Source organism: Silvanigrella sp. (assembly GCF_044369315.1).
Taxonomy (GTDB): domain Bacteria; phylum Bdellovibrionota_B; class Oligoflexia; order Silvanigrellales; family Silvanigrellaceae; genus Silvanigrella.
The window spans coordinates 1-12,804 of sequence record NZ_JBIPMD010000078.1 but is presented as its reverse complement, the minus strand read 5'-3'; the positions used below and the strand labels follow the sequence as shown (position 1 = coordinate 12,804).

13 protein-coding genes are annotated in these 12,804 nt (G+C 32.6%); 11 read left to right on the top strand and 2 right to left on the bottom strand.

Annotation, left to right across the window (positions count from 1 at the left end; genetic code table 11):
- Positions 1–453: hypothetical protein (locus tag ACIQ56_RS08335; protein ID WP_397600611.1), on the top strand; the 453-nt coding region annotated here is incomplete at its 5' end.
- A 20-nt stretch (positions 454–473) separates the two neighbouring features.
- Here the strand turns inward: ACIQ56_RS08335 and hisS are convergent.
- Complete coding sequence (gene hisS, locus ACIQ56_RS08330; protein WP_397600610.1) at positions 474–1,814, bottom strand: histidine--tRNA ligase; 1,341 nt, start codon at positions 1,812–1,814, stop codon at positions 474–476.
- A gap of 181 nt (positions 1,815–1,995) precedes the next feature.
- Here hisS and ACIQ56_RS08325 point away from each other — a divergent pair, with 181 nt between their 5' ends.
- From ACIQ56_RS08325 to ACIQ56_RS08300, 6 genes are read left to right on the top strand one after another with little or no spacing between them, the layout of a single operon-like run.
- Complete coding sequence (locus tag ACIQ56_RS08325; protein WP_397600609.1) at positions 1,996–2,829, top strand: isoprenyl transferase; 834 nt, start codon at positions 1,996–1,998, stop codon at positions 2,827–2,829.
- Positions 2,830–2,839: 10 nt separating this feature from the next.
- On the top strand, positions 2,840–4,627 hold the full coding sequence (locus tag ACIQ56_RS08320; protein ID WP_397600608.1) for a site-2 protease family protein: 1,788 nt from the start codon (positions 2,840–2,842) through the stop codon (positions 4,625–4,627).
- A gap of 16 nt (positions 4,628–4,643) precedes the next feature.
- On the top strand, positions 4,644–5,285 hold the full coding sequence (locus tag ACIQ56_RS08315) for a hypothetical protein (RefSeq protein WP_397600607.1): 642 nt from the start codon (positions 4,644–4,646) through the stop codon (positions 5,283–5,285).
- On the top strand, positions 5,282–6,184 hold the full coding sequence (pssA, locus tag ACIQ56_RS08310) for a CDP-diacylglycerol--serine O-phosphatidyltransferase (RefSeq protein WP_397600606.1): 903 nt from the start codon (positions 5,282–5,284) through the stop codon (positions 6,182–6,184). The genes ACIQ56_RS08315 and pssA overlap by 4 nt, the downstream gene beginning before the upstream one ends.
- 24 nt (positions 6,185–6,208) lie before the next feature.
- Positions 6,209–7,291 carry an aspartate-semialdehyde dehydrogenase gene (locus ACIQ56_RS08305; protein ID WP_397600605.1) on the top strand — a complete coding sequence of 361 codons (1,083 nt, stop codon included), beginning with the start codon at positions 6,209–6,211 and terminating at the stop codon, positions 7,289–7,291.
- 17 nt (positions 7,292–7,308) lie between these two features.
- Positions 7,309–9,915, top strand: a complete 2,607-nt coding sequence (locus tag ACIQ56_RS08300) for a hypothetical protein (protein ID WP_397600604.1) — start codon at positions 7,309–7,311, stop codon at positions 9,913–9,915.
- Between the two features lie 5 nt (positions 9,916–9,920).
- Here the strand turns inward: ACIQ56_RS08300 and ACIQ56_RS08295 are convergent, their stop codons facing one another.
- Positions 9,921–10,181: a hypothetical protein gene (locus ACIQ56_RS08295; protein WP_153417899.1), complete on the bottom strand. Its 261-nt coding sequence runs from the start codon at positions 10,179–10,181 to the stop codon at positions 9,921–9,923.
- A 93-nt stretch (positions 10,182–10,274) separates the two neighbouring features.
- Here ACIQ56_RS08295 and ACIQ56_RS08290 point away from each other — a divergent pair, with 93 nt between their 5' ends.
- From ACIQ56_RS08290 to ACIQ56_RS08275, 4 genes are all read left to right on the top strand, one after another.
- Positions 10,275–11,231: a hypothetical protein gene (locus ACIQ56_RS08290; RefSeq protein ID WP_397600603.1), complete on the top strand. Its 957-nt coding sequence runs from the start codon at positions 10,275–10,277 to the stop codon at positions 11,229–11,231.
- A 92-nt stretch (positions 11,232–11,323) separates the two neighbouring features.
- The gene (locus ACIQ56_RS08285) at positions 11,324–11,977 is read left to right on the top strand and encodes a YceI family protein (protein ID WP_397600602.1); all 654 of its coding nucleotides are present in this window, start codon (positions 11,324–11,326) and stop codon (positions 11,975–11,977) included.
- 53 nt (positions 11,978–12,030) lie between these two features.
- A complete protein-coding gene (locus tag ACIQ56_RS08280) occupies positions 12,031–12,381 on the top strand; it encodes a hypothetical protein (protein ID WP_397600601.1) in 351 nt (116 codons plus the stop codon).
- Positions 12,382–12,415: 34 nt separating this feature from the next.
- Entirely contained in the window at positions 12,416–12,772 is a 357-nt protein-coding gene (locus ACIQ56_RS08275) for a DUF2282 domain-containing protein (protein ID WP_397600600.1), read from the top strand.
- Positions 12,773–12,804 lie beyond the last annotated feature (32 nt).

Genomic DNA, 12,804 nt, shown 5'->3' with positions numbered 1-12,804 from the left:
TTCAAACGTCATCCAAAGTCCGTTCAACAAAGGGCTTGCTTGTCCATGTTTTCGGAAGATTTTCTGCATGCCTTTTTAAGTACATATTCTTTTTCTAAAAACACATTCTCAACTCTTAACTGGCATTATAAATATATTTTTATAAAAAAGATATGTGAAAATATCTATGACTTTATGATTCTTTATTATATTGAAGACATCACACTCCCTAAAAAAGAAATAACTCAAAAATTTAAATCACCTATATATTTTAACTATACATTTTCTATTGAAATAAAAGATCAAGATTACATTGCAAAAAATTTCAATATGGGATTTTTAAATAAAACATTAGAAAATAATTCTTCAAATAACTTTAAACAAAAAATTCTAGCTGCAATGCAAGATGATATGATAATCCAGTTTTATAAAAAAAGTAAAAAGAATGTCATTTCATATATTTATATGAGTTAAAAACTTTAACCTAATAATAATTATGAACACATTTTTAATTTTTGAAGAAATTGAAGAAACCCATCTTTATCATAATGAAATATCTCTTGCTCACCAGTTAATAACCATTTTACGCAAAAAGTATTATTGATCATTTCATCATTACCACGGAATGCTACAGCCTTAGCTCCTACTTTTTCTGCATTCTGAATTTGTTTTCCAAATTTACTTAAAGTAACTGGTGATTCTGTATTCAATCCTAGAGCTCTTAACTCTTTTGATAATTTTAATGCAGAAATGCGATCAGACTCAGAAAAACGGATGACACAAACATCTGTTTCTTTTTTTAATTCAGGTAGATAACCATGTACTTCCATAAAATTGACAATAGCAACATCACCCATTCCATATCCAACACCAGCCAACTCATCACCACCAAAAGCGGCAATTAAATTGTCGTAACGGCCACCACCAAATAAAGCCCTTTGATTATCAGGATGTTTATCAAATACCTCAAATACCATTCCTGTATAATAATCAAACCCACGCATAATTTCAGGCGAAAATTTAATCACTTTTGACGAAGTGAGTTCTATCAAAGTATCAATTCTATTTTTCAATTCTTTTGCAGGAGCAGCATAATCACCTAATAATAAAATTATTTCTTCAATAGATGAATTTAAAAATTGATCTAATTTATTTGTTTGATCTTGAGTTAAATTTAATTTTTTACATTCTATGCTAAATTCATCGGAACTTAATTTGTCTTTTTTATCTAAAAGTCTTAAAATAAAAGATATGTTACCTTCAGGCACATTAATAATATTGCTTAAAAACGTATTAATAATTCCTCTATGGTTTATTTTCACTTCAAAATCTTCATATTTTGCACCAACACATTTTAGAACATCTACTGCTGATAAAATAATTTCAATATCTTCATCCAAAGAATTACCACCAAAAATATCAACATTTAATTGATCAAACTCACGAAGACGCCCTCTTTGAGGACGTTCAAATCGCATACAAGTTGGAATACTATACCAGCGTATAGGCTTTAATAATTCTTTTTGCTTTGAAGCAACCATTCTGGCCAAAGTAGGGGTCATTTCAGGACGAATAGCAAGAGTTCTATCACCTTTATCCTTAAATGAATAGAGCTGCTCTCTCACGATCTCTTCACTTGATTTTGCCGCATATAATTCAAGATGTTCAACAATGGGACCATTATATTCTTCGTATCCAAAAGAATGCATTAATTTATGAATTTTTGAGTACACATGATTTTGGAGGCGTTGGTCATTAGGGAAAAAATCTCTTGTCCCTCTGTATCCTTGCGTGCTTAATACGGTTTTTTTATTTTGAGAGAGATTTGAAGACATATATAATCCTGCTTTAGATAAAGGCATTTAAAGTTCTCAACAGAGCATGTTAAGGTAATGCGATAGATAAGTGCTGTCAATTCTAAATCAACTCATAAGGAGGCTTGATCTTAAGTCTTTAGTTGTGCCAGATTGCACAATTGTAATTAGGAGAATTATCTAGCCTGCAAGCTCGGTAATTATGATATGTGTATTTATTTATCAAAGCAGTTTTAATACAGGCAAAACTATGAATATATATTGTGATAAATCGAAACTTAATCCTCTGAAACTACCCCGTCATATAGGAATAGTTATGGATGGAAATGGGAGATGGGCTTCAAAAAAACACTTACCTAGAATTGCAGGGCATCGCAAAGGCGTCGAACGCGTCCAAGAAATTACAGAGTTTTGCGGGAATATTGGCATTGAAGCCCTAACCTTATTTGCTTTTTCTGATGAAAATTGGCGCCGACCAGAAGAAGAGGTAGGTGGTATCATGGGCTTATTAAGATGGTACATCCGAAAAGAGCATAAAAGAATTACTGAAAATAATGTAAGATTTAGGGTTATTGGAGATCGTAGAAAACTTTCTTCAGATATCATAGAATTAATTTCAGCACTTGAAAAAGACACTTTTCATAATACGGGGATGTATCTCTGCGTTGCGTTAAGTTATGGCTCTCACGGTGAAATCCTTAGAGCTGTAAGAAAAATTGTTGAAAAAGTAAAAGAGAACCTCATTTATCCTGATGACATTGATGAGCAAATTTTCGAAAGTTGTTTGGACACCCAAGGCCTTCCTCCCCTTGATATGTTTATAAGAACAAGTGGGGAATATCGTGTAAGTAATTTTTTACTTTGGCAACTTGCTTATGCTGAGCTTTTTTTCAATGAAGTATTGTGGCCTGATTTTGATACAGAAAAGTTGATCGAATTATTAAAACAATACTCCCTAAGAGAAAGACGTTTTGGAATGACTCCCGAGCAAGTTTCATTAAAGCAAAATGAATCTGCTATTTATTTAAAGAGGTAAAGTAACAAGAATGGAAATTCTCCAATCTATTTTTTCTAATACAATTGTTGCCTTTATTATTTTGATAGGCGTTGTTGTTTTTGTCCATGAATTAGGACATTTTCTAGCAGGTAAAGCCTTTGGAATTGAAGTGGAAGAGTTTAGTATTGGATTTGGACCAAAAGCATTTTCTATACGTAAAGGAAACACAGATTATCGAATCAATTGGCTACCACTTGGTGGTTATGTTCGATTTTATGGTTCCGACATTGAACAAACTGTTCCTTTAGAAAAAAGAGAAAAATCTTTTTTACATGCAAAGGTTCATAAAAGAGCGATCGTTTCTTTCGCAGGACCTTTTGCTAATTTTGTTTTAAGTTTTATTGTAATGACATTTATCTACTTTCATGGACTCCCTTTTAAACCAGCAACTATTTATGTTTTACCTAATTCAGTTGCAGAAAAGTCTGGGTTAAAAACAGGGGATAAAATATTAGCTATTGATAATAAAAAAATTGAAAATTGGTCCGATCTCTCATCTAAAATTAATTCTTCTCCTGAAAAAAACCTATCACTTCAAATTGAAAGCAATGGATTAAAAAAAGAATTAAAAATCACTCCTTCTAAAGAAGAAATTGAAACAGCATTAGGTAACAAACAATCCTCTGGCAGAATTGGCATATCCGCTCTTTTCAATTCTTCTCATGTTTATGTTAGTAAAAATAGTTTTTTTCAAACAATTGGATTACAAAATGGTGATCAAATTACCAGAATTCATGATAAAAAAATTCAGTTTTTTTATGAAATAACTCAGAACCTAGAAACCGTTACCCAATCTCAATCTGATTATTCTCTTGCAGAAAAAATTCATTTTAATAAAATGAAAAATATAAATTTTGAAATTGAATTCTTAAGATTAAATAAAAAAGAAACACTTCATGTTTCTTTAACTGACCCCAATATTAAAAAGTGGTCTGAAGACTATTTAAAAAACAAATCAACTCAAAAAATAGATTGGTCAAAAGATCTTATTTCGTCGGATCAAACAATTTCAAATTTTCAAACAATGCCCATAAATGACAAACTCTTGCCTGCTATGGAAGCCTGGAAAAACTGTGGATTAAAAGCAGGTGATACTATTTATTCTATTGAAGGTGTTGGTCGTATTTTTTCTATATTGCAAATATATTCATGGCTAGATTCCGCTCCAAAGTCAGCACAAGTAAATCAAAATAAACCTGAAAAATTAAATGTTCAAATGCAACTTTTAAATAAAAATGGAAATTTAGAAAATTTAAAATGCTCTATTCCTTTAAGAAACGGATTTGATCATTTAAATCGAACGCAATTATTTATGGATTTTCCTATCCAATTTATGTCACAAAGCGTTACAATGCCTAATGAAATTTCTAAAGCAATTTCATTTTCTGAGGCCGTTCAAAAAGGATATCAAGCCGTCTTAAATCAACTTTATTTAACATATAATGCAATTAAAATGTTATTTACAGGCTCTATTCCTTTATCCAATTTAGGTGGACCTATCGCTATTGCAAATGTGGCAGGAGAAGCGGCAAAAGGCGGTTTCATTATTTTTTTAATGACTATGGCTTTTATAAGCACTAATATTGGCATGATGAATTTACTTCCGTTACCAGCACTTGATGGCGGTTATTTATTTTTAAATGCTGTTGAAGCTGCTTTTGGAAAACCATTACCAAAATCTGTCCAATTAACAGTCCAACGGATTGGAATATTTATTATATTAGGTCTTTTTATTATTGTATTTTACAATGATATATTAAGACTAATTCGTTTTTAATTTAAAGGAACAGTTTGTGTTCATAGAACAGTTACAATTTCCATTTGCACTTATTCTTACTCATAGACGAGGTGTTGGTATAATCATTTGTAAAAATAATTTAGAATTAAAATCTTTAATACTAAATGACTCTGGTTTTACAAATATAATAAATTCAAAAATAAATTTAATAGATTCCAATATAGAATATTTTTTAACGGAACAAACTTTATTTTCTAGAGTCATTGGAAAAACAGCAGAAAATTTATTTGCAGTTTATCAAAAATCACTTAAAATTGTTTCTTTAACTTCTCAAGATATAAAAACAATCATTGTTGGAGTGGGCCCAGGCTCTTTTACAGGCTTAAGACTTGGATGTGCTTTTGTAAATGGACTCAAAACAGGGTCAAAAGAATTAAATTTATTACCTGTTTCCACATATTTAACAAATGAATTATTAGATATTTGTAAATTTAAAAATTGTGAATTTGAATGTAAACAACAATTAGGTGAATTTGACTTAGATGATGAATCAACAGGGTTTATCACCTTTTTTGATCTTTATTTTAGTCTTAAAAAAGCATGGGAAGAAAAACGATATTATGTTGAATCACTCTCTCCTGAATATGGAAAAGAGCCAGGTCCTGTCTTAAAATTAAGAGAAGGAAATCTTTTATGAATCCAGAATTACATGATAATTTAAATAATAAAGAAAATAATAATGTATCTCATCTTTTAGATAAAAAGCGTAAAGTGAAATCCAGTATTTATTTGTTACCTAATTTAATCACTTCAGCTTCTCTCTTTTTTGGTTTACTCGCTATAAAATATTCGATTGATGGTAGAATGAATGGAAACATGCAAGAATTTGTTTTTGCAGCTTATGCCATTTTAGCTGCTGGACTTTGCGATGGTCTAGATGGGAGTGTGGCACGCCTAACACATACTCAAAGTTCTTTTGGAGTCCAACTAGACTCTTTGTGTGATCTTGTTTCTTTTGGAATTGCCCCCGCCATTGTCATTTATAACTATGCATTAAATGATTTTTTCAGACTTGGGTTTTGTGTTGCCTTTATTTTTGCAGCATGTGGAGCTTTACGTTTAGCACGCTTTAATGTGCAAAGTGCAATGGGCAAAACAAGTGGTAATTTTACAGGTATTCCAATACCTATGGCAGCAGCTCCCCTAGCTGTATTTATTATGGCACAAAATGAACTTGCTTCTTGGACTCTTGCCGATCATTCCAAATGGGAAGTTCTCCTTGCGCAAACTTTAACAACTCCTGAAGTTAGAAATATTACTTTATTAATAATTATGTTTTTACTTGCACTGGGAATGGTATCCACTTTTGAGTATTTAAGTCATAAATCTATGCGGTTACCAAGAAAAAGACCCTTTCGTGTTTTATCTGCCGTATTAATTATATGTGCCATTATATTTATTTTACAATTTGTTGTTTCCTTAGCTCTGTTTTTAATAATATACTGTTTTCATGGTCCTGTTTTATGGATTTTCACAAGAAAAGATAAAGCAGAAGAAGAAGAGGAACTATTTGAAGCAGGAAATAATTCGGAGTAATATTTTCAAGTTGAGGTTTTCATTATGCTAGAGTTAACAATTGGAATTGTTGGTGCAACAGGAGTTGTGGGACAAACCGCATTAGATATTCTTACCGATGATTTTTCTGGATTTAAAGTTAAAAAATTAAAATTATATGCTTCTCGCGCTTCTGCGGGAAAAACAATTTCTTTTAAAAATAATAAAGTAACAATAGAAGAACCGTCGCTATCTTCTATGCTAGAATGCAACGCACTTTTATTTGCAACAGATGCTTCCATTTCAAACGAATATATTCCTAAATTAGCAGAAAAGGGCATTCTTTGTATTGATAAATCATCTGCTTTTCGAGCTCATCCTTCTGTTCCTTTGGTTGTTCCAGAAGTAAACGGAAATTTATTGACCCCTGAAAATCTTTCAAAATTTCCAGTAGTCGCAAGTCCAAACTGTTGCACCATTCCGCTTGTGATTGCTTTAAAACCGTTACAAGAAAAATTTGGATTAAAGCGCGTTATTGTTTCTACTTATCAAAGTGTATCAGGCGCTGGAAAACCAGCAATTGATATATTAACCGATGAATCTAAAAACTTTTTTGTAAATCATGATCTTACTTGTGGCAAATCGGAACTCTTCCCAAAGTCTATTGCATTTAATGTCATGCCTTATGTAGCAGGCATTTTAGAAAACGGGGATACCGATGAAGAATCTAAAATCATTTCTGAGACAAGAAAAATTCTTTCTTCTCCCAATTTACCACTTGCTGCCACCAGCGTTCGGGTTCCAACATTTGTAGGTCACGGCGAATCTGTTACTTTAGAATTCTCTTCAAAAGTAACAGCTGCACAAATTAAAGATGAGCTCTCTCATTTTCCAGGCATTTGTGTTATCGACGAAAAGTCCATGTTAAATGAAGATTTAAATCATTATGGGATGTTTGTTACTCCTCGCGAAGCTCATGGAAAAGACGAAGTTTTTGTCAGTCGTATTCGCAAAACAGATGTCTTTGAAAATGGGATTTCTCTTTGGATTGTTTCGGATAATCTTCGCAAAGGCGCTGCATTAAATGCAATTCAAGTCATAAATACTTGTGCCTTAAATGGCACAATTCAATCAATTTTAGCAAAATAATTTTTGAAAGAAATAAAATGAAAAACCTATTTTCATTGATATATGTAGTTGTTGTCTGTTTATTTACGAGTTTTACGTATGCTCAAAGTTTAGCACCATGTTCGGATTGTACGCCTTCGGCGGCAACTATTCAAATTTATGCTCCTAATATTAGTACCCCTACTTTTGCGCCTCCCTCACAATACCAAAAGGCAGATTCAATAGGCAAATTAGTTCTAACTTATCCAATATCGATAAGCATTCCAAGTGGGATTACTTTTAAACATGATCCAACACAATGGGGCGTTGCCATTGGAGCAACAACTGGGAATTATCTTAAATACTATCAAGTAGCTACTTTTTCAAATGGGATTACAGTAACCTCTGATTTAGGAGGATTTAATACTTCTACTTATAAAGGTTCGATTAAAGTTACAATTGATTTTACCAAAGCAAATAATATTTTACCAAACGATATCATTGGAGCCATTTCAAATGGCGGCATACAATTTACGCCATTTTATAACGGAATCTCAACTCCTGGGGGAACAAGCTTTTATTGGCAGGCAGACACGGGTGCAATGGTAAATGCTCCTAGTATTTCTGTAAAAGCTCAAGACAGTGCTTTTGTTGTTACGCTATCCGCGCCTTCTAGTTTAAACGCCGTTGAGCAAGCAACTCAAGGAATATTAACAGCAACAGCAAACCCTAATACTTTATCCGGTTACGTTATTGTCTATTGGCTTGATAAAGACGCAAGTGGAAATTCCACTGGCTGTGGAGCAAGTCCTGGAAATTGGCAATTTGCTATGAATTCTGTTTCTTTAAAAACGGCTTCCACCACTCCTTATACTTGCACCTACACACCCTATCAATCCAGTTTTATGTCTGGAGGATTATCAAGTGCAATTGGTTGTTCAACAGTTGCCCCTGCAAGTCTCTTTGCTACAAATTCAATTTCATTAACAGGAGATTTAGCGGCAATCCCCTACACTTCAGGTATTACCAATCCTTCACAAATTTCAAGTGACAGTAACGGAACACCTTCAGGTTGTTACAATGTTGTTTATGTTCCAGGATCACAAAGCTCATGGAGTAAAGGCAATATCAGCAATGGAGCGATTTACGGAGTTATGGCATGGGCTCTTAATAACGCTTATGACTCAAATTCAAAAACATTATCCCCGAACTATAGCCTTGCTCATTCTAATATTAGTTACGTTACGGGAATCACTCTTCCTTTAGCAAGTACAGATAAATCTCCTAATTTACCAAAAACGAAAGATTGTTTTGTAGTAACTGCGGCTTCTGGTGATATAAATAGTGATTCCGTTTTTTATTGGCGAGTTTTAAGAGATACCTATCTTACGCCCATGGGAATAACTCCTTTTTATTATAAACATGCTCAAGTTTGGGCAAATTGGCTTGATGAAAATCCAAAATTTAAGCCCGCATTTAATCTGTTTTTTGAATATTCAGGAAAAACACTTTATAGAATTTCGGGTTATGCTAAAAAATCAGTTGAATTTTTTGAGTCTCTATTTGAAAAAGTAAGTTCTGTTTGGAATCAAAAAGCTTCTGCGCAAGAAATTCCGGAGTCTCCATTACAAAACGAAATAAAAGAAATTCCAAATATAAAAACAGAAGAACCTGCTAAACAAGAAAATTTAAATAACAGCGACGACAAAAGTAAAGTTGCAGAACCTGCTAAACAAGAAGAGCCCACTAAACAAGAAAATTTAAGTAACACCGACGACAAAAGTAAAGTTGCAGAGCCTGCTAAACAAGAAGAGCCCGCTAAACAAGAAGAGCCCGCTAAACAAGAAGAGCCCGCTAAACAAGAAGAGCCCGCTAAACAAGAAGAGCCCGCTAAACAAGAAGAGCCCGCTAAACAAGAAAATTTAAGTAACACCGACGACAAAAGTAAATTGGATGAATCTCCCCAAAAAGATGTCATAAATAAAAATATTATGCCACCTTCCATTGATAAACCTAAGAAAGATAAAGAAACATACAAATCGAATGCAATCTCAAATAAAGATAAACAGCCAAATTATGATTTATTTATAACAGGCGGAATTTTAATTCCTAACGAGGATAAAGTTTATTATGATAAATACGACAATTCTCAACCAACGGGACATGTCGAATTAGGTTCAAATTATCTATTTTGGTTTGGAAATGTTGGTTTATCAGCTGGAATTCAAGGTCGATATTTATTCAATACAAGCACAAGTAGCTCAACAATGCTTGGCACACAGCAAACCTACACAAGAAAATTTTACGCATTGACTGCCGAAGCCTTATTCGGTTTAAGGTACCGAAATCCAAGTTGGTCTTATCTTCAACCAGGAATATTTGTTGGAGTAGGTGGTACCCGTTTTAGAGAAGATGCTTCAACGGACGGATCAAATAGTACGACAAACAAGCCACTAGGAATCACTCAATATAGCCCTATATTTGAATTTGGTGGAAATTTAGACATTAGTTTGGTTCCCATATTTGATATTTATCCTGGTGAATTAGGTATTTTTTTAACAGATATTTTATTTAGAGTTTCTGCTTCTTATAACGTCAATCCAACCCAAGCGCTGTCTTCTACTGGATTGTTAATCCAAGGTGGTTTTGTATTTTTGTTAGAATAAAAAGACTAGCCAACATTTCTTCGAAACCACATTCTATCCTTCTCAAATATAAGACAAGGATAGATTAAACGGTTAAAGTCTCGCCAATACTTATCAATTGATAAATCTACAGTACGCGCATATCTCATATTTTTAATAATATCTTGTATTATCCAATAAACATCAACAGGAATAAAAACTTCAAGTTCTGGTATCGTTTTATCTGCTTGTATGGGATCGGGCCTTAATTCTGGTATATCTGCAATGGTTAAAAATCTTTGTATCATTTCAAATACCTCATAAAAATGGGGTTTGCCTTACGTTTCGGATAATTTACGTTAGTATTTAATATGGAAGAAATTTGATTTTGGAGGATTGCTGTGAATTTAAGAAACTTTTGGGAAAGAGGCGGATTTAAAGTACTTGCTGTTGCAAGATTGGGCTCCTGCAGTTACTCGCTCGTATTATATATCTTAAATTGTTATGCAGCGGGAATTGATGAAATTGTATCGAGCACAGTTGAGCTTTCTATATTATTAGGAGTTCCCGAAAGACAAGTAAAATTAGCGGTTGAAGAGTTATCAGAAAGTAACATTCTAAGCGTAACAAAAAAACATGAAAAAACTCTTGTTCTAAAAATGAACCTTGATCCCGAAAAATGGAAAAATCTGAGAAGCACTCCCGAACCAAATAAAAGAATTCTTGGAGATGCAAAAAATCTACATTCACTTATTCCACAAAAAAAAATAAATTCTAAAGTTCGACCCGTTAAAGTTTCCTTATCAAGTGAAGAAGCTCTTATTTTTCCAAAAAAAATGAACTCAAAAAATAAAAAAACAGATGAGAATAATAAAACTTTAGATGAAGAAGTGAATAAAATTTTAGATATTTTTGGAAAATACCATAAAGAAAAAATAGATTTAAATAAAGAAACAAATTTTGCTAAGTTATTATTAGAAAATCACCCTACAGATCAAATTATTTCACTAATTCAATTTTTTTCAAAAGAAATACCTTCCCTCTCTATGTTGGTAGGTGCATGGTTTCATTATATGAATAAATATAGAGAAGAAACATCTGAAGTTGACGATCTTAATGCTTTTAGAAAAAAACACGAAGTGTTTGATGAAAAGATCAGAAACCTAGCAGCATTCGAATTAAAGAAAATTCAAAAAGAGAAAAAAAATATATCTGCTGACGAAGAATTATTACTTCATATATTAATTAGACATGAACAACCACGAAAACAACTCTATTGGGCTTTAAAAGCAAGAGAGAGGTATCCATCTTTAAAAGTTTTTTTAGATAGAGCAAAAGATTCTGTTAATTTAAACTAAACAGAAAAATAGAAATAAAATTTGACATGTTTATTTTTGAAATCTATTTTGGTACTTTGCAGACTAATGAATTTTTAACTAAGGAGATGTTAATGATCGTCAATAAGGTTACAAAGTTATACTTGTTTTCAACACTCATAGCTTTTCCTTTTTATGCACTTGCAGATACAAAAAGTCCCGATTCTCAAAAACAAGGTACTCTTGTGGCTGCTGCAGAAAGTTTACAAAACTATGTAATCGATCAAGATCATTCTAAAGTTTCTTTTGAAGTAGCTCACCTTGTTATAAGTACAGTAACAGGAGATTTCAAAAAATTTAAAGGAACATTTAAATTTAATCCTGAAGATTTATCTCAAACTCAAATTGAAGCAACCGCTGAAGCAGCATCAGTCGATACATCTGTAAAAAAACGTGATGATCACCTAAAAAGCGCCGATTTTTTCGATGTTAAAAAATTTCCAACGATGTCATTTAAATCAACGTCCGCTAAAAAAACAGGTGATAATACATTTGAATTAGTAGGAGATTTAACTATTCGAGGGGTTACAAAACAAGCAACTTTTAAAGTAACTCACAAAGGTCAAATCAAATCAAAAGAAAAAGTAATGCAAGCCTTTAAAGCGACAACAGAAATAAATAGAAAAGATTTTAAAGTCAATTTTCAAAATATTGTTGAAGCAGGGCCTGTTGTAGGTGATACTGTTACGATTAATATTTCTTGTGAAGGTGCACGTTCCGTTAAATAAATCTGTTATGATCATGTTCTAATTTATTTTATTTCCTAAAGGAGGAATTGTATATGTCAAGTAAGAATAAACTATTAGTATGTGCTGCTGTTGCTGGTCTTTCTGTTGGTATGGTTTCCGCTGCAAGTGCTGCAGAAGTGAATTGCTGGGGAGTTAATAGCTGCGGTGGGATATCTGCAGGTAAAGATAAAGCACAATGCGCTGTAGATGCAAAACAAGTAGAAGCTGCGAAAAAAGAATTTGGTGACAAATATGCAAAAGCAACTGCTCATAAATGCGGTGCTGAAGCTAAATGCGCTGGAAAAGGTGGAAATTTAAATTGGACAAAAGTGAAATCAAAAGAAGAGTGCAAAACACTTGGTGGGTTTTTAATGAATAAAGAAGGCAAAATTGAAAAACTTTAATTTTTAATTTCATTTTAAACAATTGGGAGCAATTATGAAAAAGAGAGAAATTTTTTTAGCTGCTGCATTAAATGGAATTTTTTTAAGTGCAAAAGCAGATTCTCCTGCTGAAACAATTGTTACCCAAGAAGTTGAAAAATGTTATGGAATACAAAAAAAAGACCAAAATGGATGCTCTATTGATAAAGAAGAAATTGCCGCTGCAAATGCTGCATTCAAAAATAAATACAAAAAAAGTACAACTTTTGAATGCGCCGGTAACGTTCCAGGTTCTAATAAACAAGGGCATCTTGCTTGGGTCTATGTTGCGAAAGGATCTTGTCATAAAATTGAAGGCGGGTTTTTAATTAAAAAAGACTCTAATGGAAAAAAAATAGTGGATAAAGGTTAATATGTGTGGCTTCTTCTAAATGCAACTCCGAT

Excerpts from the sequence above, each read along its gene's own strand:
- ACIQ56_RS08295 (WP_153417899.1), bottom strand. The coding sequence starts at position 10,181 with ATGATACAAAGATTTTTAACCATTGCAGATATACCAGAATTAAGGCCC.
- ACIQ56_RS08305 (WP_397600605.1), top strand. The coding sequence starts at position 6,209 with ATGCTAGAGTTAACAATTGGAATTGTTGGTGCAACAGGAGTTGTGGGA.
- ACIQ56_RS08275 (WP_397600600.1), top strand. The coding sequence starts at position 12,416 with ATGAAAAAGAGAGAAATTTTTTTAGCTGCTGCATTAAATGGAATTTTT.
- ACIQ56_RS08285 (WP_397600602.1), top strand. The coding sequence starts at position 11,324 with ATGATCGTCAATAAGGTTACAAAGTTATACTTGTTTTCAACACTCATA.
- ACIQ56_RS08325 (WP_397600609.1), top strand. The coding sequence starts at position 1,996 with ATGATATGTGTATTTATTTATCAAAGCAGTTTTAATACAGGCAAAACT.
- hisS (WP_397600610.1), bottom strand. The coding sequence starts at position 1,814 with ATGTCTTCAAATCTCTCTCAAAATAAAAAAACCGTATTAAGCACGCAA.
- ACIQ56_RS08320 (WP_397600608.1), top strand. The coding sequence starts at position 2,840 with ATGGAAATTCTCCAATCTATTTTTTCTAATACAATTGTTGCCTTTATT.
- ACIQ56_RS08280 (WP_397600601.1), top strand. The coding sequence starts at position 12,031 with ATGTCAAGTAAGAATAAACTATTAGTATGTGCTGCTGTTGCTGGTCTT.
- ACIQ56_RS08300 (WP_397600604.1), top strand. The coding sequence starts at position 7,309 with ATGAAAAACCTATTTTCATTGATATATGTAGTTGTTGTCTGTTTATTT.
- pssA (WP_397600606.1), top strand. The coding sequence starts at position 5,282 with ATGAATCCAGAATTACATGATAATTTAAATAATAAAGAAAATAATAAT.